Below are 25,344 nucleotides of genomic sequence, written 5' to 3' on the forward strand. Positions count from 1 at the left end.
ATGAAGGGGGTGCCAGTAAGAGATGAAAGGGCTATTTAAAGGATTAAAATATACATTAAGCAATTTGAGTAAAAAGAAAGTGACGTATGATTATCCGAATCAACCGTTGCCATTGCCAGATCGTTTTCGAGGGATTCAAAAGTTTTATCCAGAAAAGTGTATCGTTTGTAACCAGTGCTCCAATATTTGTCCGACAGACTGTATTCAGTTAACGGGGAAAAAACATCCGGATCCTACGAAAAAAGGAAAAATTATCGACACGTACGATATTAATTTTGAAATTTGTATTCTTTGTGATTTATGTACAGAAGTTTGTCCGACAGAGGCGATTGTTATGACAAATAACTTTGAACTCGCGGAATATTCACGGGATGACTTATTTAAAAATTTGCAGTGGCTTGATGAAAACGACGAAAACGTCAGGAAGGAGAATAAAGCATGAATGGCGAGTTTATAGCATTCTTTATACTATCCTTGTCTGCAATTATCGGCGGCATTCTTATGTTGAATTTAACGAAAGTCATGCATATGATGCTAGCTCTCGTTCTGACATTTCTCAGCATTGCAGGTTTGTACTTTCTTTTATCAGCTGAATTTATCGGGGTTGCACAAATTTTACTATACTCGGGTGCGATCACCATTATTATGATTTTTGGCATTATGTTAACGAAACATAACGCAGAAAATGAATCGCGTCTTACTCTTCGAAAATGGATTATCTTCTTTGCGGTTGTAGCATTTGGGGCCGTTATGTATTTCGCTGTTAACAATATTGATTTTGCAAATGAAAGCACACAAGGAAGTTTACCTCTCCATGAAAAAAACACACTTCAAATCGGTACACTTCTCTATTCAAAATATATTATTCCATTTGAGCTAACCTCAGTTATTTTACTTGTAGCACTTGTCGGTGCAATTATTCTTGCGAAGAAGGATGAGAAAGAGGAGGATTCCAATGAGTAGCGTTCCTGCTTCTGCATATTTAACGCTTGCGATTATTTTATTTTGCATCGGTTTATTTGGAGCTTTAACGAAGCGAAATACAGTGATTGTATTAGTTTGTATCGAATTAATGCTGAACGCAGCCAATTTAAATTTAGTAGCGTTTAGTAAATTAGGTTTGTTCCCAAATGTAACAGGGCAAATTTTCTCTTTGTTTACGATGGCCGTAGCGGCAGCGGAAGCGGCGGTAGGACTCGCCATTTTAATTGCTTTATATCGTAACCGTACGACAGTTCATGTAGATGAAATGGATACGCTCAAAGGATAACATTGTGACCGAAAAGGGGGAAGGAAACAATGATCGATTATGCATGGCTCATACCGCTTTTCCCGCTTGTTTCGTTTTTGTTATTAATTATATTCGGGAAGAAAATTAGAGAAGGAAGCAGTGTACTTAGTATTTTCTTCGTCTTTCTCTCCTTTATATGTGCGGTACTTGTATTAATAGAAAGACTTTCGACAGTACCAGTGAAGCATAAGTGGGTATGGCTTAGAGCTGGAGATATTGATATATCATTTGGCTTTGAAGTGACAGCATTAGGGGCTTTAATGTTGTTTATCGTTACACTTGTGAGTTTACTTGTACACGTGTATTCGAAAGGTTATATGAAAGGTGAGGAAAGATTACCGACCTTTTATGCTTATTTAGGGCTCTTTACATTTGCGATGCTCGGGCTTGTTATATCACCGAATTTATTACAGCTTTATATATTTTGGGAGTTAGTCGGCCTCGGTTCGTTCTTACTCATCGGTTTTTACTTCTTTAAAGAAGAAGCGAGGGCTGCTGCGAAAAAAGCTTTTATTATGACACGTATTGGCGATGTCGGTTTATTTATTGGGATGATCTTAATTTTTTGGCATGCAGGTAGTTTTGAATATGACGCAATATTTAGGGCGATTCATACGGGTGATCTTACCCCTACAATGATTACAATAACGGCGATTTTAATTTTTATCGGAGCGATGGGGAAATCAGGTCAGTTCCCGCTTCATACGTGGTTACCGGATGCGATGGAAGGGCCGACACCTGTTTCGGCACTTATTCATGCGGCGACAATGGTCGCAGCTGGCGTATATTTAGTGGCAACGATGTTTCCGCTATTTTCAGCAAGTGCGGTGGCGATGCAGACGGTAGCAATTGTTGGCGCCTTTACTGCAATCTTTGCAGCTTCCATCGGTCTTGTACAAACGGATATAAAGAGAGTACTTGCTTATTCTACAGTTAGCCAGCTCGGGTATATGATGCTTGCATTAGGATCTGCCGGTTATGTAGCTGGTGTGTTCCATTTAACGACACACGCTTTTTTTAAAGCGCTACTATTTTTGGCAGCAGGAAGTGTCATTCATGCAGTGCATACGCAAAACATTAATAAAATGGGCGGTTTACAGAAGAAGATGAAAGTAACGGGTGCACTATTTTTAATCGGTACCCTTGCAATTAGTGGTGTACCACTCCTTTCTGGCTTCTTTAGTAAAGATGAAATTTTAGCGGCGGCTTGGATGAACGGCAATTACGTTTTATTCGTCTTAGCGATAATTGCAGCATTCCTAACAGCGTTCTACATGTTCCGCCTATACTTTCTTGTCTTTACTGGGGAAGCAAAGACGAAGGAAGATGTGCATGAATCGCCCCGCATCATGACGTATCCGATGATTGTCCTTGGCGTTCTTGCAGTCGTGGCAGGCTATATAAATACACCGTGGTTTGGAACGTTTCTTGGAGATTGGCTTACGAAAGATGTAGCATTTAAAGTGCGAGAGGCACACGGACCAGTTTGGATTATGATTGTTGCGACGCTCGTTTCTTTGACAGGGATTGCTCTTGCATATGTCATATATGGCAAGAAATCTATTGCTAGAGATTGGGCTGGTGGCGAGGACTCGCCTCTTTATAAACTTTTGAAAGAAAAATATTATGTGGATGAACTATACAATATGACGGTGCTTCCTATTACGAAAGGAATCGCTCATGTGCTTCGCCTATTTGAAGTGTATGTAGTCGAAGGAATTGCCGTTTTAATAGGGAGTTTAGTGAAAGGGATAAGTGCAATTGGCTCTAGACTCCAAAACGGAAATGTACAAGTGTACGGGACTGTAACAGCTGTTTCACTTGCAGTACTCTTCATTATTTTGCTCTATACGGGAGGGGATTTACGATGAATGATTTGTTATTAACGTTCTTCATTTTTTCCCCGCTTTTAGGAATTCTCTTACTTACATTCACACCGAAAAAAGAATCACGTACAGTGCGAGCGCTCGGTTTATTTGGAACGGTGCTTCCATTCGGAATGGCTATCGTCCTCGCTTGTACATATGCTTCTGGAAAGAGTTTGTCTCTATTTGATGAAAAAGTGAAATGGATTAAATTTGGGGATTTTGCAGCGGTGGATAAAAGGTGGTTTTCCATTTATTACGAGCTTGGTATTGATGGTTTATCGCTCGTTATGATGGTACTGACGGCCCTTCTAGCGATGCTTGCAGCAATTGCGGCATTTACGATTAAAAGGAATTTGAAAGCATTTTATATGCTGTTACTCATGTTAGAAATAGGGATGCTCGGTGTCTTCGCTGCTCAAAATTTAATGTTGTTCTTTATCTTCTTTGAAATTACATTGCCACCGATGTTTTTATTAATTGGGAAGTGGGGGAAATTGTCGAGTGAAAAGGCTGCTTATAGTTATTTAATATATAACGGTATTGGCTCCGCTATTTTGCTTATCGTTTTCTCGGTTTTATTTGCGAAAACAGGTACAACAAATATTACAGAGCTTAAAGAAATATTAACGAGTGTAGGTGCTGGCGGAGGAATGGCTGTCCCAAATAGCTTACAGTTCGGCTTGTTTCTTAGCATAATGATCGCTTTTGCGATTAAACTACCCGTTTTCCCGTTACATCGCTGGATGGTCAATGTACATATTGAAGCACATCCGGCTGTAGTTATGCTTCATGCAGGTGTTTTACTGAAGATTGGAGCATACGGTATAATCCGCTTTGGCCAGGGGCTATTCCCGGAATACTTTCGCGAGGTTGCAACGCTCATTGCGATTTTAGGAGTCATCAATTTATTGTACGGAGCCTTCTTGGCACTCATTCAAACGGACTTCCGGAAGGTGCTTGCTTACTCTAGTATTTCACATATGGGTATTGTATTAATGGGCCTTGGGGCGTTAAATGCACCAGGTACACAAGGCGCTCTATTCCAAGTTGTTTCGCACGGTTTAATTGCAGCTTTACTCTTTTTCTTACTTGGTGTTATAGAACAGCGCTTTGGAACGTCGGATATTACAGCACTTGGCGGACTTGCAAAAAGTGTACCGGTACTTAGCGGATTCTTCTTAGCGGGAGGAATGGCATCGCTTGGATTGCCGGGGATGTCCGGATTTGTTAGCGAATTTCTTGCCTTTCTCGGTTTATTCCAAGGAGAGCCAGTTATTGCTGCGGCCGGAGTACTTGGCATCATTTTAACCGCTGTATACGTATTAAGAGCAACACTGCAAGTAACATTCGGTAAGAAAGAGTGGGAAGTGAAAGCTGATATACACGGATGGGAGTATGTCCCGATTTTGCTACTTATCTTCTGCATTATTGCAATTGGAGTAATGCCAGAAATACTAGGGGATCCGCTTCAAAATACATTGAAAACATTGGGGGTGAAGTAGGATGGATATGAATACGTTACTTAGCTTATCATGGCATCTCATGGTGCCAGAATTCATTATTCTCGGAGCTGCCATCCTTCTTTCCATATGTGATTTGTTTTTTAAGCTGAACCATAGATACGTAGCGCTTGGTGCCATCGCGGCGATCGTATTAGCAATCGTGTCACTAATTACGCTATATAGCGAACCAGCAGGAGATATTTTAAATGGATCGTTTGTGTTAGATGGATTTTCAAAAGGATTTAAAACGTTGTTGTTAGGCGGTGCTGCCCTCATTTTATGCATCGCAATGAGCGATGATAAGAAAAATCCAATTGAAGATAAGGGAGAATATTATTACTTATTTTTAATGGCGCTCCTTGGGGCGATGTTTATGGCTTCTAGCGTTGATTTCATTACACTTTTCGTCGGTTTAGAATTGCTTTCACTTTCTTCCTACATTTTAGTAGGAATACGAAAAAAGAACCGTGCATCAAATGAGGCAGCAATGAAATATGTCATTAATGGAGGAATTGGAACGGCAATTACGCTCTTTGGAATGAGTTATTTGTACGGTATTACAGGGTCAACCAATATCGTGGATATGCAAAAAGTATTTGCCGGGGAACTGGCTAGTGGTATTCAGTTATTGCTAGCTCTCGCATTTCTACTATTACTCGTTGGCCTCTCATTCAAAATTGCGACAGTGCCGTTTCATATGTGGGCACCTGATGTGTATGAAGGGGCAGCTACACCCGTTACTGCTTTTCTTGGAACAATTTCTAAAATTGCTGGGTTTTTACTCATTATTCGTCTGTTCCTCATGGTTTTTGCAAGTGTATCGGTGCAAGGAGACATGCAATCTTTATACGGACGTATGAGCATATACATCGCTGTGCTAGCTAGTATTACGATGATTATTGGAAATGTAGTCGCATTAAAGCAATATAACGTAAAGCGCTTATTTGCTTATTCAGGAATCGCGCATGCAGGATATTTACTCGTACCGCTTGTAGCATTATCGCCATTTACGATGGATAGCATGTGGTTTTACATGCTTGCGTATATGCTTATGAATATAGGCGCGTTTGCAATTATCCACGCCTTAATCTTACAAAGCGACAAAGAAAATATCACCATTTTCACCGGATTATATAAAAGATCGCCATTTACAGCAATCGTGATGACGATTTTTATTTTATCGCTAGCGGGGATACCAGGAACAGCTGGTTTTATTGGGAAAATTAACATCTTTTTAGGGGCCCTTCATGTAGAGCCAGCTCATTACGTACTAGCTTCTATTATGATGGGGACGACAGTCATTTCATTCGTATATTATTTCCGTATTTTACAGCAAATGTTTTTCCGTACGGGAGAAGTAGAAGAGAAAATTCGGTTGCCACTCAATATAAAGGTTGTGATGAGCCTTTGCGCAATTTCGATTGTAATACTAGGGATTATGCCGATGGTTGGGTACAATTTCTTTTATGAATATTTTCCATTAATGAAAGATTTCTTCTTCTTAGGGAACGTGGTACAATAGTGAAAATAAAAGGTGTGGAGTCGTTACTCTGCGCTTTTTATTTTGTGTGAATTACAATTGAAAATGCATATAAGTATACGCTTTTAAAGAGAAAAATTACGATGTAACATGTAAGATGCTTATTTGTATTTGAAAAAGTGTGGCTTCTACTTATTATGGTATCGTTTTTATAAGATTTCGTAAGTAGTAGCTAGGTAAAAAGGGGTCGGTTTTTTGGCACATCTTTTAGGGCAACAAGCACTGATTGCCATCGTTTCGCATTTATTGTTTATTACCATTACGTGGTGGGCCTTACAAGGTATTCACATTGAGCGTTTAATGAAGCCTGGAAAGGTGATGCAGACGAGAGTATTACTCATCTTAATTACAATTGCAATTGGGACATCTGTAAGTAACTTTTTCCTTGATTATTTAGGCTATTCAAAGAGTTTAACGTATTTAGTAAAGTAAGTGTATAGAACCTCAAATCTCCGTTAACAATGGGGATAGGAGGGGATGAAATTGAAGCTTAAAGCCATTCTTATTGTTGCACTTAGTGTTGTTTTATTTTTGGTTGGATATAGAGAGATGAAACCGATAAGCGATGAACAGAAGATGGAGAACATGATCGCAGCTGTAGAGAAAAATGATGCTAAAGTAGAGAAATGGTCATGGTTAGCACGAGAAACAAAAACAATTTCTAATATACATACGTTTCAAAAGTTGTTAAACGATGTGAAGGATAAGGCGAATATTCAAAAGTGGGAATTAGAGCAATCTCCAGATGGATATAAAGCTACATCCTATAAAAAATTTTCTTCCTATGAAGAACGAGTAGTAGTAACTTGGAGTAAGGAAAATACTAAAGAAAACACTTTCATTATCTTTGAAGTAAGCGGGGCAAAATGGGACCCGAAGTATATTCAGAAAACGAATAAAATTTTTAGTGAAAAACCTATAATTTACACTTGTGTTCAAGGTGTACTGAATGATAAGATTGAAGGTGTTTTGCAAAATAAAACCAATCAGGTTTTGAAAGATCTTTCAGCAAGAGCGATCGAACAGATAGAAGAAAGAGCATTTGTGTCAGTCTCCGCATACAATAAAAAGTGGGATGACGCTCTTTCAACAAATAGAGAGAAAATAAATGTGCAAATAGCAATACGTTCTACAAACAACAAAGATACAATTGTGGTTGGCACACCGATCATAACTTCTGAGTATTGAGTGAATAGATACTGAAAAAAGGACACGGAGGGGAATAATTTGGAAAAGATCATCGTCCGTGGCGGAAAGCGGTTAAACGGCACAGTGCGTGTTGAGGGCGCAAAAAATGCTGTATTACCTATAATCGCTGCAGCCCTATTAGCGAGTGATGGAAAGAATGTACTATCTGAAGTACCAGTTTTGTCTGATGTATACACAATTAATGAGGTATTACGTCATTTAAATGCTGAAGTCGTATTTGAAAATAACAAAGTAACAATCGATGCTTCTAAAGAGCTAAACATTGAAGCACCATTTGAATATGTACGTAAAATGCGTGCATCTGTTCAAGTAATGGGACCTTTATTAGCACGTAACGGTCGTGCTCGTATTGCACTTCCTGGTGGATGTGCAATTGGTTCACGTCCAATTGACCAACATTTAAAAGGCTTCGAAGCAATGGGAGCAAAAGTACAGGTTGGTAACGGTTTTGTTGAGGCATACGTTGAGGGAGAACTAAAAGGAGCTAAAATTTATTTAGACTTCCCAAGCGTGGGCGCGACAGAAAACATTATGTCTGCAGCTACATTAGCAAAAGGGACAACAATCCTTGAAAACGCAGCGAAAGAACCAGAAATCGTTGACTTAGCTAACTTCTTAAATGCGATGGGAGCGAAAGTACGCGGAGCTGGAACTGGAACGATTCGTATCGAAGGCGTTGATAAATTATATGGTGCAAACCACTCTATTATTCCTGACCGTATTGAAGCGGGAACATTCATGGTTGCAGCGGCAATTACTGGTGGAGACATCTTAATTGAAAATGCTGTGCCTGAACATTTACGCTCAATTACAGCGAAGATGGAAGAAATGGGTGTTAAAATTATTGAGGAAAATGAAGGTGTACGTGTTATCGGCCCAGATAAGTTAAAAGCGGTTGATATTAAAACTATGCCTCACCCAGGTTTCCCAACAGACATGCAATCACAAATGATGGCATTATTACTACAAGCTGATGGAACAAGTATGATTACAGAAACGGTATTTGAAAACCGCTTTATGCACGTTGAAGAATTCCGTCGTATGAATGCTGATATTAAAATCGAAGGTCGTTCTGTTATTATGAACGGTCCAAACAGCTTACAAGGTGCTGAAGTAGCAGCAACTGATTTACGTGCTGCAGCTGCATTAATCTTAGCTGGTTTAGTATCAGAAGGTTACACTCGTGTAACTGAGTTAAAACATCTTGACCGTGGCTATGTAAACTTCCATAAGAAATTAGCTGCATTAGGTGCAACTATTGAACGTGTAAACGAAAAAGTAGAAGAAGTGAAAGAACAAGAAGTTTCTGATCTTCACGCTTAATTGAAATAGTCTCTACGTCTTTTGACGTAGAGGCTATTTTTTTGGGCTTATTACTGTTATAGTCAAGAAATTCTATACTTATGCACGTACCAGTAAAAATATTTAGAAAATTTTTGTTTTATATGGTTCCCCTTAAGTATGTTCTAAAAGAAAGAGTTGTTCCATAAGAATGAATGGAGTAAAGCTTTTTCATATTGGGGGAAATAAGATGAAATTTTCAAAGCCACTTTTTATTACAGTAGCGCTTCTCATAGCGCTCGTTATCATTGTACCTGCTGCTCTTGTGATTCCGTTTGCGAAAGCAAAAGTAGAGGAAAAAGCAGCTTCTAACACTCCTCCAGCGATAGAAAGTATACCAGCTCCAGGGAAAGTGGATACAGCGGTTCAAGTTGCTGTATATCGCGAGAAACAGAAAAAGGTAGAGTCATTACCTATGGAGGAGTATGTGACCGGTGTAGTAGCTTCTGAGATGAATGCCAGTTTTGAAATAGAGGCGCTAAAGGCGCAGGCATTAGCAGCGAGAACATTTGTCGTGCAGCGTATGCTAAGCGGAGGTAAGAAAAACAATGCGGACGTGACAGATACGGTGAAAGATCAAGTGTACAAAAGCAAAGAAGAATTGAAAAAACAATGGGGCAATAACTACGAAAATAATTTGAAGAAAATCGAAGAAGCTGTTTCGAAAACCGCAGGACAAGTTTTAACGTATGACGGAAAGCCAATCTCAGCATCCTTCTTCTCAACGAGTAATGGCCGGACAGAAAATGCAGCCGATTATTGGGGAAATGATTATCCGTACTTAAAGAGTGTAGATAGTCCGTGGGATCAAGCTTCTCCGAAATTTACGAGTGAGCAAACCTTTACCGTAGCTGACTTTCAAAAACGTCTCGGTGTGAAAGTGTTAGCAGACGGAAAAGTTGGCGACATTAAAGGGCGTACGGAAGGAAAACGTGTAAAAGATGTAGCATTTCAAGGGAAAACATTAACCGGAAGAGATGTGCGTGACAAATTAGATTTACGCTCCTCTGATTTCACGTGGAAACAAGAGGGAGATAAAATCGTTGTTACGACGAAGGGCTTCGGTCACGGCGTTGGCATGAGCCAATACGGCGCGAACGGCATGGCAGCAGAAGGCAAGAAATATACAGATATCGTCGCTCATTACTACAAAGGCGTTGAAATAAAGACGATGAACGATTATGAAGGTAAGTTGATGGTGAAGAAGTAGGTGTCAGGGTCTCCTGGCACCTGATTTTTGTTTAAAATATCATAATTTTCCATTAATTGTTTGGTATAATAAGATAAAAAGTATTTGGGGGAGACAAAATGGCGTTACTGGAGTTGAAACAATTAGGTAAGACGAACCAGTTACCGGCAGTTGAACTGAAGGTTGAGAAGAGGCAATGTGTTGTTTTGCAATGTAATAACCATACAGCTAAAGTGTTACACCGCATTATTATTGGTGAGGAAGAAGCTTCAACTGGCAATGTGCTATTTGAAGATGAAGTGATTGGAAAGAGAAATTATTCTCGCATCGGCTTTTGTTTTTTGAGAGATGAAGCATATGATCGTTTGAAGGTAAAGGAATACTATAAGTTTTTATTAGGGCTGTATGAATCAAATATGAGTATAGAAGAAGTTGTACAATATATCGGCCTTTTAGATAAATTAAACGTTAAAATAGAAAAACTATCATTTTCAGAGAAACGTCGTCTTCATATTGGGCGAGTTATGATCCATAATCCAGATTTAGTTATTTTGGAAGAACCAGAGCAAAATGTAGATATAGAGAGTACGATTATTATTCGAAAAGCGATTATGAAAATGAAAGAGCAAGGAAAGGCGATTTTTATTACATCATCTTTCCTATCGGACGCCCTTTCGTTAACAGAAGATGTATACATATTAAACAATGATGGTGTGAAAAAAGTAGAAATTGAACAAGAGGAAGCAGAAGAAGTTGATGAAGAAAAAGTCATTCAAATGATTCCACAAATGAAGTTAGAAAGAATACCAGCGAAAGTGAACGATAAAATCATTTTATTAGACCCGATGGAAATTCATTTTATTGAAACGCAAAACGGAGTAACACATATTCATGTGCGCGAAGGTGATTTCGTATGTGCATTAACATTAAGTGAACTAGAAGCGAGATTAACAGGTTTTGGTTTCTTTAGATGTCACCGCTCTTATCTTGTAAATCTACAAAGAGTACGAGAAGTGATTACGTGGACTCGTAATAGTTTTAGTTTAATTTTGGATGACGAAAGAAAAAGTTCAATTCCGCTTTCGAAAGGACGAATGGATGAATTAAAAGGCGTGATTGGGCTATAAAAAGTGCTCCTATAAGCTCAAAATACGATTCATTCACCGGTAAAAATACTCCTTTTACCGGTATTTTACTGCGTAAACCCTTTGATTTTCATATGATTGAGTCAAGAAAAGCGAAACAAACAAACGAAAAGCGCTAAAGCGACTTTCATCTATAAAAGAAAAAACAAAGGGGATGACGAGATGACATTGGCAATTGAAATGAAAGATGTAATGAAAAGCTTCAATGAAAAAACGGCACTTCGAAATGTAAATATTGAGGTGAAGCAAGGAGAGATTTTCGGATTCCTCGGACCGAGTGGATCTGGGAAAACGACGACAGTAAAAATATTAACTTCTCAATTACTTCATAGCGTTGGAACGGTAAAGGTATTAGGGAAAGATATTACAGGGCCAAGCAGCATCGATTATAAACGAATTGGTATTTTAACAGACAACAGTGGCTTATATGAAAGGCTTAGCATTTATGATAACCTACTATTATTTTGTGACTTATACGATTGTAAAAAAGAACGAATTGATGAAGTGCTAGCGCAAGTGAACTTATTAGATGATAAAAAAACATTAGTAAAGAAACTATCAAAAGGAATGAAGCAGCGCGTTACATTAGCTAGAGCAATCCTTCATAAACCAGATATCCTCTTCTTAGACGAACCAACATCTGCACTCGATCCAGTTAACGTACAAAACATTCATAAAGTCTTAAAAGATTTAAATAAAGAAGGAACGACAATTTTTTTAACGACGCACAATATGGACGAAGCAGAAACACTTTGTAACCGCATTGCCTTTCTATGCGGCGGAGAAATTGTAGCGCTTGATACACCGGAGAACCTTCGCTTACAATACGCGAAAGATCAAATACAAGTCGTATTAAAAGATAAGCAAAAAGAAGTGGTGCAAAAAGATGAATTAGGTGCAAAACGTATTTCAGAATGGATGAAAAAAGGTGAATTACTATCCATTCATTCACACGAACCAACGCTAGGCGATATCTTTATTGAAGTTACTGGGAGGGGATTATAATGACATTTTCAATGAGACGTGTATCAGCTATTTTTAGAAAAGAAGTACAAGATTTTAAGACGAATTCACAAGTGCTGCTAATGGCATCTTTACCAATTATATTTGCATTTATATATAGCAGGTTTGGACAAGGGAGTGCAGGGGTTGGCATTATTACTTTAATGGCCTTTCTATTTGTTGCAGGGTTTGTTCAATCAATGGTAATTGCAGAAGAGAAAGAAAAGCATACGTTACGTGTGTTAATGCTATCACCAGCTTCATCTGTTGAAGTTCTTTTTGGGAAAAGTATATTAACAGTATGTTTAACGTTAGGTATTTCTATTGTAAACTTATTCATTTTGGATCAATTAAGTGGAAATTTCTTATTACTAGCATTTGTTTTCTTATGTGGAACAATTCTATTTACTTTAATTGGAACGATGATTGGATTACTAGCTGAGTCTGTCCCACAAACATCACTAATTGGAATGCCAATATTAATGACGATGTATTTAGCTGTACAATTTGAGCCAATGGTTGAAAATAAAGTAATTAAGACAATGATTAGTTATCTTCCAACATCTCATCTCGAAAAGGCAATTAAAAGCTTAGTAGAGGGTGCAGGATTTAGTAGTATTAGTGGCCATATGATAAATGTTGGAGCTTGGCTTATTATTTCACTTATTGCATGTTTAATCGTGTATAAAAAGAAACAATTAGATTAAAAACTGAGCCGAAATGCTCAGTTTTTTCTTTTTTCTATCATTTCCTCGGAAATTTTACAATTCCTATACATATTTTTACAGATTTTGTCGAAAAGTAATTAGTTATAGGTTGTATAGGATGCGTGAATATTGTTCAAAATGATTGCTGAGGTGATGATGGAATGCGAGGAAGAAATAATAAAAAGTCGCAAAAGGTAGTACATTTATTTCAAAAAAGATGGGTATTTCCGGCACTATACATTGCTTGTGCAGCGGTAATTTTAATGGTTGCACTATGGTTCCAAGGAGCTAATCCGAAGAAGACTCCGAACCAAGATCAAGCAACGCCGTATACACAAACGGAAGATCCAGCAGTACCAGTAACGAAGTCTTCAGAAGTAGTGAAAATGCCAGCTCCTGCTAATGCAGAAGTAGTCGTACAGAAGAAGTTCTATGAAGATGCAGCAACTGAGGCGGAACAAGAAAAAGCACTTGTCTTTTATAACAACACATATTCCCCAAATAAAGGAATTGACATTGCTGCGAAGAATGGAAAAGAATTCAATGTTACAGCTGCTTTAAGTGGTACAGTAACGAAAGCTGAAAAAGATTCACTTCTTGGTTATGTTGTAACAGTTGATAGCGGAAATGGTGTAGCAGCTTCTTATCAAAGCTTAGGTAGTGTAAAAGTAGAAAAAGGTGCACGAGTTGTACAAGGTGAAGTATTAGGAAAATCCGGTCTAAGTGCAATGAATAAAGAAGCAGGTTCTCACGTTCACTTTGAAGTACGTAAAGACAATGTGGCTGTGAACCCTGAGCGTTACTTAAATAAATCAGTAGCAGAAATTAAAGCTGATGCAGGTGCTGCAAAGGCAACGAACGCTTCTGGTAAAAAAGCTGATGACAAATCTCAAAAAGAAGAAAAGTCAACGAGCACGAAACCAGAAAGTAAAACAGAAGACAAGTCTCAAAAAGAAGAGAAATCAACTAGCGGTTCAACTAGTGACAAAAAAGAAGAACCGAAGAAAGAAGAAAAATCAACAAATGGTTCTACAGAATCATCTAACAGTTCTTCTTCACAAGAATAAGAAAGTGAAAAAATCAGTTCTCACTAGGAGAGCTGATTTTTTTATTTCCATATAAAAATACTCAATTTCGAGAAAAAAGTTGCAATAACAAGGAAAAATGACGAGATTCTCGAATATATATTACAAAAAGGAGGGGATACTGTGTCATTTTTGTTTGTTCTGTCGACTGCTATTATTTTATTGTTTGTTTTATTTACTTTATATTATTACATTGCCGGTAAGAAAGAGGTTCCCCACCATCAATTGTTAGAAGAAGAGTTAGAACGAGAAGAATGACACCTTGTATACAAGGTGTCATTTTTTTCGCCAAAATAGTCACTGTTAACGTATTTCTCACAAAAAAACGTAATTTTTCTTAACTTAGTCCGCAAAAATAGTGAACATGTAGCATATATCAGTAGTGCGGGCAATACAATGGTATAAACCAAAGCAAAGAGAGTGTTTGAGGTGAGAAATCGTGAATCATTTCATTATAAATCCAAGAATGTTTAACGCTTACAAACAGCACTCACACTTACTTCTAAGTCGTATGCAGCGAGGCTCATTTCACCCTTCTCACATCCAATTTAGGGAGGCGAGTGGTGTGCACGATTACATCAAAGAGAGAACTATCAAGATTGGTAAGTATATCGTGGAGACAAGAAAGACAGTGCGTGTCATTGCAAAGGAATTTGGGGTATCAAAGAGTACAGTCCATAAAGATTTAACGGAACGTCTACCAGAAATTAATCCAGAGCTCGCAAATGAAGTGAAAGAAATTCTTGATTATCATAAGTCTATTCGTCATTTAAGAGGCGGAGAAGCAACAAAGCAAAAGTATAGAAAAGAAGATGTAGAAAAGCCGGTACGTCAATAAGTATGCGATCGCAAACATTCCGTTTCAATTCGGTAATATTTTTCAGAAGAATTCTTTTTGCGAATATTACGTTTCTGTTAAATTTATGATAAAATCAGAAATTAGGTGTAAAAGAATTCGGGTGTAACCTGATTTTGAATATCGAGGAGGAAAAAACGGGAATGTTTGCGCGAGATATCGGAATTGACCTAGGTACGGCTAACGTATTAATCCATGTTAAAGGTAAGGGTATTGTATTAAATGAGCCATCTGTTGTTGCTATTGATCGTAACACAGGTAAAGTATTAGCAGTAGGTGAAGAAGCAAGAAGTATGGTGGGACGTACGCCTGGTAATATTGTAGCCATTCGTCCACTAAAAGATGGTGTAATCGCAGATTTCGAAATTACAGAAGCAATGTTAAAGTATTTCATTAACAAATTGGACGTAAAGAGCTTCTTTTCAAAACCTCGCATTTTAATTTGTTGTCCAACAAATATCACATCAGTAGAACAAAAAGCAATTCGTGAGGCTGCTGAACGTTCAGGTGGTAAAACAGTATTTTTAGAAGAAGAACCAAAAGTAGCCGCAGTTGGAGCTGGAATGGAAATCTTCCAACCAAGCGGTAACATGGTTGTTGATATTGGTGGAGGTACAACAGATATCGCTGTACTATCTATGGGTGATATTGTTACCTCTTCCTCTATCAAAATGGCTGGCGATAAGTTTGATATGGAGATCTTAAACTACATTAAACGTAAGTATAAGCTATTAATCGGAGAACGTACTTCAGAAGATATTAAAATTAAAGTTGGTACAGTATTCCCAGGTGCACGTAGCGAAGAACTTGAAATTCGCGGACGTGACATGGTAACAGGTTTACCACGCACAATTACAGTATGCTCAGAAGAAATTACAGAAGCATTAAAAGAAAATGCAGCTGTTATTGTACAAGCTGCAAAAGGCGTACTAGAGCGCACACCACCAGAATTATCAGCGGACATCATCGACCGCGGTGTCATTCTAACAGGCGGTGGAGCTTTACTACACGGCATTGACATGCTCCTAGCAGAAGAACTAAAAGTACCAGTATTAATTGCTGAAAACCCAATGCACTGCGTTGCGGTTGGTACAGGTATTATGTTAGAGAATATCGATAGATTACCAAAGCGTGCTTTACGATAAAGTGAAAGGAACTAAGGTGTAAACCTTAGTTCTTTTTTTTGTATTTTTATTTTTTTATTTCGATTTTTTGAGAAAATAGAAGGAAAATAAAGAAAAACGAAGAATATAGGTAAAATATTCATATATATGGTTAAATTTAATATTTCCGTATTTGAAAACGTTTATAATATAATGAGTCGAATACGACATTAAGGCAAATCATGTGTTAATACATATTGCCTTTCCCTAATCTGGGCATACACTCTTTTCTACCTCCGTGTCAGTTGCAAGGATATGCAACTATTTTAAGAGGATAGAGTGTATGCATTTTTTTATAAATAGGAAGTAAAGTTTCACTTTACCCCGCATTAACGGGCAGTAAGATTCCCACCTCTAAATTTGGAGAATACAAGGGAGTTAGGTGGGAGATCAACTGCCCGTAAAAGCCCGATTGGTGAGGGCTGATAATCAGTGGGGGTGAATCTCCCACTGATTAAAGTTTCACTTTATAATGACAAACAATAAACAAAATGGGATAATAGACAATATGTCCAAGTGGTAAGACCAATATTACAAAAGGGGCGATTGTTATATGCTAAATATAGAACAAATTAAAGAAATCATTCCTCACCGCTATCCATTTTTACTTGTTGATAAAATATTAGAAGTAGATGAAGGGAAAAGAGCGGTTGGAATTAAAAATGTATCCGCAAACGAAGAATTCTTTAACGGGCACTTCCCTGACTACGCAGTTATGCCTGGTGTACTTATTGTAGAAGCATTGGCACAAGTTGGAGCAGTTGCTGTATTAAAGAAAGAAGAAAACCGCGGAAGACTTGCTTTCTTCGCAGGTATCGACAATTGTCGTTTCAAAAAACAAGTACGTCCAGGTGATCAACTTCGCCTAGAAGTTGAAATGACACGTGTACGTGGTCCAATCGGAAAAGGAAAAGCAATCGCAACAGTAGATGGTGAAATTGCTTGTGAAGCTGAAATTACATTTGCGATTGGTGATAAAAAAGAATAGATGTGAATTAAAAAAATTCTTCTGCAACATGCAGGAGAATTTTTTTAATTCATATATCTTTTATCCGAAATATTAAAATACAGATTAATCAGAATTCTTGTTGTAAATGAATGGAAGTTCGTATATAATGACGCTATAAATATCTTGAAATTAAGATAAAGTGAAACTTTAATCAGTGGGGGTTTTCTTCATCCCCCACTGATTATTAGTTGAACCAATCGGACTTTTATGGGCAGTTGATCCCCCACCTAATTTCGTTGCTTTCGCTGAATTTTGAGGTGGGGGTCTTACTGCCCATTAAAGCGGGATAAATGATAGCGCGATAAAAATAGAGACGCGGTTGTCACATTATAAAGGGTATGAGCTAGGACAAAGCTTATTATGATTGGTTATGATGAAGTGTAGAGGAAAGTGATGGGGGAAATTAACAGTATAAAAAAATGAAAAATGAGCGTAGCATATCGAACATAGAGAGATAAAGGGGAAAGTGTCGCATTTTGAAAAGAGGAGATCATACCATGTTCGGGAGAAAAAAAAGAAAACCATTACGACAATTAATTACACATAAAGAGCCTAAGTCACGTATTGCGGAACAGTACCGTAACATCCGTACAAACATTGAGTTTACATCTATAGATAGCAGTATCCGTTCTATTGTTGTCACTTCGGCAAATCCGGGTGAAGGAAAAACAACGACCGTTTCCAATCTAGCAGTTGTTTTCGGTCAACAAGGGAAAAAGGTATTGTTAATTGGAGCAGACTTACGTAAGCCAACAATTCAAAACTTATTTGCTGTTCATAGCCCTAATGGCTTAACGAACCTATTATCAGGACAAGCGAAATTCATGCAATGTATTCAAAAAACAGATATAGAGAATGTATATTTAATGACTTCAGGTCCAATTCCGCCAAACCCGGCTGAACTATTAGGTAGCCGGGCGATGGACGAGCTATTACTAGAAGCATATAACATGTTTGATATTATTTTAATCGACACACCACCAGTCCTTGCGGTTACTGATGCACAAATACTTGCAAATAAATGTGATGGAATTGTACTGGTCGTACGTAGTGAAAAAACAGAAAAAGATAAAATCGTAAAGGCGAAGCAAATATTAGACAAGGCATCTGGTAAACAACTTGGTGTCGTTTTAAACGATAAGAGAGAAGAAAAGGAACAATATGGATATTATTAGGAAATAATGTGTAGAATAGTAAATTCGGAGCTGATAAATAATTTTATCGGCTTTTTCGAATTTTTGTAAAGTATATAATTGCATTATATAAAAAACATGATATAATGGAAATTTTGGAAATTTGTTGGAATGTGTTGTCAGATTTAAGATTATTTTGTAAGATTATATGTGCTTGATGTGAATAAATGTCGAACGAAATCAATCAAAATAAAAAATGTAAGATTTATATGTTATAATTTTTCTTATGTGCAAATTTTAGAAAGTTGGAGGAACTTATGGAAGAAACAATTAGTTTGAAAGAGTTATTTCATATTTTAAAAAAACGTTTAGCAATGATCCTCGTAATCGCCTTTGGTGCAGCCATTGTAAGTGCTATCATTAGCTTCTTCTTTATGACACCAATCTATCAATCTTCGACGCAAATTCTTGTTAACCAGAAGAAGCAAGAGGGTGCAATGTTCCAAGCTGGTGAGATTCAAACGAATATTCAATTAACGAATACATATAAGGTTATTATTAAAAGTCCAGTAATCTTAGAACAAGTAAATGAAAAATTAAATTTAAATATGACAGCGCAAGCGTTAACAGGAAAGATTAATGTTGCGAATGAAAAAGATTCACAAGTAATCTCTGTAACAGCTGAGGACAAAGATCCAAAATTAGCTCGTGATATTGCAAATGCTACTGCAGATGTATTTAAAGGTGAAGTTGCAAAAATTATGAACGTGGATAACGTAACAGTACTATCTAAAGCAGAAGTTGCAGAAAATCAATCTCCGATTAAACCACGTCCAATGTTAAATGTAGCAATTGCCTTCGTTGTTGGCTTAATGGCTGCAGTTGGTCTTGCATTCTTACTAGAATACTTAGATAACACAGTGAAAAAAGAAGAAGATGTAGAAAACTTACTTGGTTTACCAGTGTTAGGTATTGTAGCTCGCATGGATGAAGAAACACCAAGTGTGAAATCGCACGCTCCATCATCAAGAAAAGTGAGGGGACAAACAATTGGCTCTTAATTTATTTAAAAAGAAAAAGAATCATCGTCAACGTCGTCAATTAATTGCTCATCAACAACCGAAATCACCAATTTCCGAACAGTATCGTAATATTCGAACGAATGTTGAGTTTGCGTCTGTTGATACAAATTTACATTCATTAATGGTAACGTCTGCAAACCCGAGTGAAGGGAAAACAACGACGACAGCGAATATGGCAGTTGTATTTGCTCAACAAGGTAAGAAAGTATTATTAATTGATGCAGATATGCGTAAACCGGCGATGCATCAAATGTTCCAAGTTGATAATATTTTTGGATTGACGAACGTATTAACACATAGTGAGCGTTTAGAAAAATGTGTACAAACTACATCTGTAGAGAATTTACACTTTTTAGCGTGTGGACCAATTCCACCGAATCCAGCAGAATTGTTAGGCTCAAAATCAATGCAGGAGCTTCTGGCACAAGCATACAGTACGTACGATTTAGTTATTTTCGATTTACCACCGATTTTAGCTGTTACGGATGCGCAAATTATGGCAAATGTATGTGATGCATCTATTCTTGTCGTACGTAGTGAAGCAACAGAAAAGGAAACGGCGCTAAAAGCAAAAGGATTATTAGAATCTGCAAAAGGTAAATTGTTAGGTGTTGTTCTGAACGATCGTGAACGAGAACATGGCTTATATTATTACTACGGTGCAAATTAATGAAAAGAGTGAGATATGGGAAGAACATATCTCCTTTTTTCCCTTGAATATGAGGGATGCCTCATATTCAAGGGAAAAAAGATTACTATAAGCGAGGGAGGACAAAACAGATGATTGATTTACATTGCCACATTTTATCTGGTATCGATGACGGTGCACAAACAGTAACTGATAGCTTAGCAATGGCACAGCAAGCTGTGGCAGAAGGAATACATACAATTGTCGCAACACCACATCATCAAAATGGAAAATATGTAAATGAGCGTACTTCTATTATTCATCAAGTGAAGCAATTAAATGATGAATTAGAGCAACATGAAATCCCACTGAAAGTTTTACCAGGACAAGAAGTCAGGTTATACGGTGATTTATTAGAAGACTATGAAGCTGGTAAAATCGTTACTTTAAATGAAACAAACAAATACATATTCATTGAATTCCCATCTAATCATGTACCTCGTTATACAGAACAACTATTCTATGAACTACGTGTAAAAGGAATGATCCCAATTATCGTTCACCCCGAACGTAATGCCGAGTTAATCGAGCGGCCAGATAAGTTATATAACCTTGTCAATAAAGGTGCATTAACACAAGTGACAGCAGGTAGTTTACTAGGTAAGTTTGGTAAAAAAATCAAAAAAATTTCATTGCAGCTTGTGGAATATAATTTAACCCATATGATCGCATCAGATGCACATAACACAACAACAAGAGGATTTCATCTAGCAGAAAGCTATGAACTAATTGAAAAAGAATTTGGAATGAGTGTTATGAGTGATTTAAAAGAGAATCCATATTTATTAATTAGCGGGAAAGCGATTTATAAAGAAGATCCGGAACAAATCCGTCGGAAAAAGTTATTTGGTATTTTTTAAATAAAGAATTGGTGATGTCTCCTAACCGTTATCAACGGGGGCACTCGGTCGTGCTGTGGGTAAAAATTTTTATTTCGAACCTACCTTAGACGCTTGTCGTCGGGGGTATGACGTGAGGATGGGTTAGATGCCCAAATATTGTATTGCTAAAAGAAATCCTAATTATATTCTTTTTCATTTATATAAATGAATATAATTAGGATTTTTTATTTTCTAAATTAAATAGAGAAAGGAATAGGTGCTTTGAGTTACAAAAAAAGATTTTCATTTTTAGTATTAGTAGACTCTTTAATTGTGCTAACATCAGTTTATTTAAGTTATTGGTTTTTACACCCAAATTTGTTGGAACGTTTACCTAAACCACTTATTATTAGTTCAATTATTTTACTATGCTCGCATCATTTTTTCGCATCAAGGTATAAGTTATATAATAAGGCATGGGAATATGCAAGTGTAGGAGAATTAACCCAAATTTTTAAAGCTATTACTGGCTCAATTATCATTACTGCAGTAATACAAGAAATTATTAATCAAAGCGTTTATGTGAGGATTTTAGCAATAGCATGGATGATACATATGTTATTAATTGGTGGATCACGCTTTGTGTGGCGCGTTTGTAGAGATGAGAACTTTAAGAAGCATGGTGAAAAAACACATACATTAATCGTTGGAGCGGGTGCGGCTGGTGCAATGGTTGTAAGGCAGTTACAACAAAATAAAGAAGCGGATTTACAGCCAATTATTTTTGTAGATGATGATTTGAATAAGCAAAAATTAGAATTGTATAGTGTACCAGTGGTTGGTACAACAGAAGATATTCAATCAATTGTGGAGGAGTATAAAATAGAGCATATTATTATTGCAATCCCTTCTTTAAATAGAAAACGAATTAATGAAGTTTTTGAAAAATGTATTCAAACTAAAGCGAAAACGCAAATCATACCAATGTTAGAAGATATTTTAGATGGAAAAGTTTCAGTAAATGAATTTCGAGATGTGCAAGTAGAAGATTTATTAGGACGCGAACCTGTTAAATTAGATGATGCAGGTATTGGTGAAAAAATTAATGGAAAAACAATTTTAGTTACAGGAGCAGGGGGATCTATTGGATCAGAACTTTGTCGTCAAATTATGAAGTTTAAACCAGGTAAAATTGTATTACTTGGTCATGGAGAGAATAGTATTTATACAATTGAAATGGAATTATGTTCTTTATATAAAGATTCTATTAAAATTATTACAGAAATTGCAGATGTACAAGACCGAAATAAAATATTTGAAGTTATGGAAAAGCATAAACCCTATGTTGTGTATCACGCAGCAGCGCATAAGCATGTACCGCTTATGGAACGTAATCCTGAAGAAGCTGTAAAAAATAATATTATTGGAACAAAAAACGTGGCAGAGGCTTCTGATGTATTTGGAGTAAATACTTTTGTTATGGTTTCGACGGATAAGGCTGTCAATCCAACAAGTGTAATGGGTGCGACAAAACGTATTGCTGAAATGATCGTACAACATATGGATACTGTAAGTGATACTCGTTTTGTTGCTGTTCGATTTGGTAATGTACTTGGAAGTAGGGGGAGTGTAATCCCTTTATTTAAGAAACAAATTCAAAAGGGCGGACCTGTTACGGTAACCCATCCTGATATGATTCGCTATTTTATGACTATCCCTGAGGCCTCACGCTTGGTTATTCAAGCTGGTTCTCTAGCAAAAGGTGGAGAAATCTTTGTACTCGACATGGGTGAACCAGTAAAGATTGTAGATTTGGCAAAGAATCTTATTACGCTTTCAGGCTATAAAATTGAGGATATTGGAATTGAATTTAGTGGAATTAGACCGGGAGAGAAGTTATTTGAAGAGTTATTAGCTAAAGATGAAGTACAGAAAAATCAAGTATATCCTAAGATTTATGTGGGACATCCATGTGAGATACCACTTGAAAAAATATTTAGTTTGCTGGAAGAAAAAAATCTAGAATCTTCTCTTTTGAGGAATAAATTAATATCTTTAGCTACTCAAGGTGACAAAAGCAAGGTAGCTAATTAAATAAAAATTAAGTGAGGGTATATATAATAAATGATTTTAGGAAATATAAAGAAAAGAATTGGCAGTAATTCATATTTGAAAAATATATTTATTATTGCTAGTGGAACAGCACTTGGACAACTAATAGCTTTTCTTGCCTCACCTATTATTTCAAGAATATATTCTCCAAGTGATTTTGGGATAGTATCTGTGTACTCTTCAATATTAGCTGTATTTCTGGTAATTGCTTCATTAAGGTATGAATTTGCTATTTCGTTACCTAAGAGAGATGAAGATGCAATTAATTTAGTAACTTTATCTTTAATTATAGTGATAATACTAAGTTTATTTTCAGGAATAGTAATTTGGATAATGAGTAATTTGGAGATAACACGTATCTATTTGAATAAATTAGGCCTTTATAAATGGTTAATCCCTATAAGTATTTTGGGAATGGGAAGCTATCAAGTGTTGAACTATTGGGCAATACGCAAAAGCGAATATAAATTAATTGCAAAGACTAAAATTACGCAAAATGTTAGTCAGGTAGCAACTTATATTAGTGTGGGTTTATTCAAATCAGGGCCGATAGGTCTTATTCTAGGTGATATTATAGGGAAAACTAGCGGAGTAAGAAATTTTTGTTCATTAATTTTAAAAGAGAACAAAAACCTCTTTAAATCTATAAAAATAAAAGAAATTATTAAAGTAGGTAAAAGATACAAAGAATTCCCTTTAATTTCCAGTGTTTCCTCGGTAATTAATATTTTAGGTTTACAGATAGCACCAATAGCTTTTGTACTTTTGTTCGGGGAAAGAGAAGCGGGTCTCTATTCTTTTGGACACAAAATGATCACTATTCCGTTAATGGTACTGGGTCAAGCGGTGGCTCAAGTCTACATTGGAGAAGTGTCTAAGGTTGTTAAGGGAAAGAAAAAAGAGCTCAAACCTTTTTTTGTAAATACTATAAAAAAGCTGTTTTTAATTGGAATAGTTCCAATTGTGGTGTTAAGTGTAGGTGGTAGATTGTTATTTAGTATAGTCTTTGGTAGCGAGTGGGGGGAAGCTGGATACTTTTTACAACTAATGTCCCCTATGTATTTAGCCTTTTTTATTGTATTTCCTATCTCACAAACCTTAAACATATTAGAAATGCAAAAAAAACAATTCATATGGGATTTATTACGTTTAGTATTAGTAATAACAATTTTTAGTGTAGTATATTTGTTTAATATCTCTATTTATAATGCAATAATATTGTACTCGTTTGTTATGGCGGTTACATATTTATTGTTATTATTAATAGTATACAAGTCTATTAATAATATATTTAAAGGTGCAAATGAGGAGGGGCTATGAATATAGCTAAATTAAAAATATTTTTAGGGGTTATCTTATATTCTGTTTTTATTAATATATCGTATATATATATTATTCATCCTGAATTTAACTATATGGGTCTAATTTATAAGGAAGTACCATTATATATTTTATTGATTGCAACCTTACTTTCATTGGTTCCTATTTTATTTTTGCCGAACTCTATAAGTAGACCATCTCAAGTTATCGTATGGATATTATATTTAGTAATTATTATTCCTAATACTTACGTCTCTTTATATACATTATATTTGGATTATATCAACATCCTATTTATACAAGGTGTTTTAATAGTAAATATATTAGTATTAAACTTAATGTGTCGTTTACCTCGAATTAAATTGCCTATTATTAAGATAAAGTTGAGTGTTTTTGTATTTTTAATAATATGTGTTAGCTTGGTAAATTATTGTTACTTATTTTTTGTATTTGGATTTCGATTTAACCTGGGGGTATTTGCAGACATTTCAAATGCTTATGACCTTAGAGAGGGATTTAGAGAAGCTGGTACCAAGTTGTCTATGTATCTAATTAATTGGCAGTCGAAAGTATTTAATATATTACTTATTGCAATTGGATTAGTGTACAGGAAGAAATCACTATTAGTAATAGCTTTATTTGGACAGCTATTGTTGTTTATGATCTCTGGGCATAAAACTTTTATCTTTTCTTTCGTCTTCCTGATAGGTCTAATTTATTGTCTAAAAAATCAAGGGAAAAATTTTGGCATGAAGATGACTTATTGTTTATTAGCGCTAGTAGCATCTACTCTTATAATAGATCAATTATTACAATCAACAATTTTTAGTACATTATTTGTGAGGAGATTTTTAATTGTACCAAGTCATTTAACCGGATTATATTTTGAATTCTTCTCTTTAAATGAAAAAGGATATTGGGCTTATAGTTTTTTAAAAGGTTTTTTTGATTACCCATATGATGTCACACCACCATTTTTAATAGGTTATATATACTTTCATAAAATTAACATGTCAGCAAATGCAAATTTGTGGGCTGATGGTTTTGCAAATCTAGGTATACTAGGGGTATTTTTAGTTACCTTCATATTAGGAATGATTTTATGGGTATATGATAATTTAGTAGGTCGAAAAGATATAGTATTATATGGCCTGTTTTTAGGAATGGCTTCAATAGATCTAACTAATGGTTCATTATTTACAGTTTTAATAACACATGGTTTGATTTTAGTGGTTTTATTAGCTATATTTGCGCCAAATGTTAATAATGGAAAATAAGATG

General features: G+C 36.2%; 25 protein-coding genes. All 25 read left to right on the forward strand.

Annotated features, from left to right (window positions below):
* The first annotated feature begins 22 nt into the window (after positions 1-22).
* On the forward strand, positions 23-442 hold the full coding sequence (gene nuoI, locus ACTFNE_RS18520; protein ID WP_000677191.1) for an NADH-quinone oxidoreductase subunit NuoI: 420 nt from the start codon (positions 23-25) through the stop codon (positions 440-442).
* A complete protein-coding gene (locus ACTFNE_RS18525; RefSeq protein ID WP_270705724.1) occupies positions 439-963 on the forward strand; it encodes an NADH-quinone oxidoreductase subunit J in 525 nt (174 codons plus the stop codon). The genes nuoI and ACTFNE_RS18525 overlap by 4 nt, the downstream gene beginning before the upstream one ends.
* On the forward strand, positions 956-1,270 hold the full coding sequence (gene nuoK / locus ACTFNE_RS18530) for an NADH-quinone oxidoreductase subunit NuoK (RefSeq protein WP_000100082.1): 315 nt from the start codon (positions 956-958) through the stop codon (positions 1,268-1,270). The genes ACTFNE_RS18525 and nuoK overlap by 8 nt, the downstream gene beginning before the upstream one ends.
* Positions 1,271-1,299: 29 nt before the next feature.
* Positions 1,300-3,162, forward strand: a complete 1,863-nt coding sequence (gene nuoL, locus ACTFNE_RS18535) for an NADH-quinone oxidoreductase subunit L (RefSeq protein ID WP_270705726.1) — start codon at positions 1,300-1,302, stop codon at positions 3,160-3,162.
* Positions 3,159-4,661, forward strand: a complete 1,503-nt coding sequence (locus ACTFNE_RS18540) for an NADH-quinone oxidoreductase subunit M (protein WP_270705729.1) — start codon at positions 3,159-3,161, stop codon at positions 4,659-4,661. Before nuoL ends, ACTFNE_RS18540 begins: the two co-directional genes overlap by 4 nt.
* Before the next feature lie 7 nt (positions 4,662-4,668).
* A complete protein-coding gene (nuoN, locus tag ACTFNE_RS18545; RefSeq protein ID WP_333563699.1) occupies positions 4,669-6,183 on the forward strand; it encodes an NADH-quinone oxidoreductase subunit NuoN in 1,515 nt (504 codons plus the stop codon).
* 213 nt (positions 6,184-6,396) lie between these two features.
* Positions 6,397-6,633 carry a DUF1146 family protein gene (locus ACTFNE_RS18550; RefSeq protein WP_000940742.1) on the forward strand — a complete coding sequence of 79 codons (237 nt, stop codon included), beginning with the start codon at positions 6,397-6,399 and terminating at the stop codon, positions 6,631-6,633.
* Between the two features lie 51 nt (positions 6,634-6,684).
* Positions 6,685-7,389: a YwmB family TATA-box binding protein gene (locus ACTFNE_RS18555; protein WP_410050855.1), complete on the forward strand. Its 705-nt coding sequence runs from the start codon at positions 6,685-6,687 to the stop codon at positions 7,387-7,389.
* 39 nt (positions 7,390-7,428) lie between these two features.
* Positions 7,429-8,733 carry a UDP-N-acetylglucosamine 1-carboxyvinyltransferase gene (gene murA, locus ACTFNE_RS18560; RefSeq protein ID WP_000411259.1) on the forward strand — a complete coding sequence of 435 codons (1,305 nt, stop codon included), beginning with the start codon at positions 7,429-7,431 and terminating at the stop codon, positions 8,731-8,733.
* Positions 8,734-8,941: 208 nt separating this feature from the next.
* Positions 8,942-9,961: a stage II sporulation protein D gene (gene spoIID / locus ACTFNE_RS18565; RefSeq protein WP_046198009.1), complete on the forward strand. Its 1,020-nt coding sequence runs from the start codon at positions 8,942-8,944 to the stop codon at positions 9,959-9,961.
* 98 nt (positions 9,962-10,059) lie between these two features.
* A complete protein-coding gene (locus ACTFNE_RS18570; RefSeq protein ID WP_046198010.1) occupies positions 10,060-11,067 on the forward strand; it encodes a LytTR family transcriptional regulator DNA-binding domain-containing protein in 1,008 nt (335 codons plus the stop codon).
* Between the two features lie 180 nt (positions 11,068-11,247).
* Positions 11,248-12,090 (forward strand): ABC transporter ATP-binding protein, encoded by an 843-nt coding sequence (locus tag ACTFNE_RS18575; protein WP_046198011.1) that lies wholly within the window; start codon positions 11,248-11,250, stop codon positions 12,088-12,090.
* Positions 12,090-12,794, forward strand: coding sequence for an ABC transporter permease (locus ACTFNE_RS18580; RefSeq protein WP_000144473.1), 705 nt, complete (start codon positions 12,090-12,092; stop codon positions 12,792-12,794). Before ACTFNE_RS18575 ends, ACTFNE_RS18580 begins: the two co-directional genes overlap by 1 nt.
* Before the next feature lie 161 nt (positions 12,795-12,955).
* Positions 12,956-13,861, forward strand: coding sequence for a M23 family metallopeptidase (locus tag ACTFNE_RS18585; RefSeq protein WP_001214941.1), 906 nt, complete (start codon positions 12,956-12,958; stop codon positions 13,859-13,861).
* A gap of 141 nt (positions 13,862-14,002) precedes the next feature.
* The gene (locus tag ACTFNE_RS18590) at positions 14,003-14,137 is read left to right on the forward strand and encodes a hypothetical protein (protein ID WP_000008903.1); all 135 of its coding nucleotides are present in this window, start codon (positions 14,003-14,005) and stop codon (positions 14,135-14,137) included.
* Between the two features lie 307 nt (positions 14,138-14,444).
* Positions 14,445-14,717, forward strand: coding sequence for a sporulation transcriptional regulator SpoIIID (gene spoIIID, locus ACTFNE_RS18595; protein WP_000544012.1), 273 nt, complete (start codon positions 14,445-14,447; stop codon positions 14,715-14,717).
* A gap of 161 nt (positions 14,718-14,878) precedes the next feature.
* Positions 14,879-15,880 (forward strand): rod shape-determining protein, encoded by a 1,002-nt coding sequence (locus tag ACTFNE_RS18600; RefSeq protein ID WP_000457987.1) that lies wholly within the window; start codon positions 14,879-14,881, stop codon positions 15,878-15,880.
* 571 nt (positions 15,881-16,451) lie between these two features.
* Positions 16,452-16,886 (forward strand): 3-hydroxyacyl-ACP dehydratase FabZ, encoded by a 435-nt coding sequence (gene fabZ / locus ACTFNE_RS18605; protein ID WP_000931956.1) that lies wholly within the window; start codon positions 16,452-16,454, stop codon positions 16,884-16,886.
* A gap of 518 nt (positions 16,887-17,404) precedes the next feature.
* A complete protein-coding gene (locus ACTFNE_RS18610) occupies positions 17,405-18,082 on the forward strand; it encodes a CpsD/CapB family tyrosine-protein kinase (protein WP_000467927.1) in 678 nt (225 codons plus the stop codon).
* Positions 18,083-18,357: 275 nt separating this feature from the next.
* The gene (locus ACTFNE_RS18615; protein WP_063246651.1) at positions 18,358-19,101 is read left to right on the forward strand and encodes a YveK family protein; all 744 of its coding nucleotides are present in this window, start codon (positions 18,358-18,360) and stop codon (positions 19,099-19,101) included.
* The gene (locus ACTFNE_RS18620; protein ID WP_001207188.1) at positions 19,091-19,792 is read left to right on the forward strand and encodes a CpsD/CapB family tyrosine-protein kinase; all 702 of its coding nucleotides are present in this window, start codon (positions 19,091-19,093) and stop codon (positions 19,790-19,792) included. The genes ACTFNE_RS18615 and ACTFNE_RS18620 overlap by 11 nt, the downstream gene beginning before the upstream one ends.
* A gap of 110 nt (positions 19,793-19,902) precedes the next feature.
* Positions 19,903-20,670: a tyrosine-protein phosphatase gene (locus ACTFNE_RS18625; RefSeq protein WP_270705735.1), complete on the forward strand. Its 768-nt coding sequence runs from the start codon at positions 19,903-19,905 to the stop codon at positions 20,668-20,670.
* A gap of 243 nt (positions 20,671-20,913) precedes the next feature.
* Positions 20,914-22,725 (forward strand): polysaccharide biosynthesis protein, encoded by a 1,812-nt coding sequence (locus ACTFNE_RS18630; protein ID WP_270705736.1) that lies wholly within the window; start codon positions 20,914-20,916, stop codon positions 22,723-22,725.
* Between the two features lie 30 nt (positions 22,726-22,755).
* The gene (locus tag ACTFNE_RS18635; RefSeq protein ID WP_270705737.1) at positions 22,756-24,063 is read left to right on the forward strand and encodes a lipopolysaccharide biosynthesis protein; all 1,308 of its coding nucleotides are present in this window, start codon (positions 22,756-22,758) and stop codon (positions 24,061-24,063) included.
* On the forward strand, positions 24,060-25,340 hold the full coding sequence (locus tag ACTFNE_RS18640; protein WP_270705739.1) for an O-antigen polymerase: 1,281 nt from the start codon (positions 24,060-24,062) through the stop codon (positions 25,338-25,340). Before ACTFNE_RS18635 ends, ACTFNE_RS18640 begins: the two co-directional genes overlap by 4 nt.
* Positions 25,341-25,344 lie beyond the last annotated feature (4 nt).

The organism is Bacillus cereus group sp. MYBKT111-2 (assembly GCF_051915205.1).
Lineage (GTDB): Bacteria > Bacillota > Bacilli > Bacillales > Bacillaceae_G > Bacillus_A > Bacillus_A paranthracis.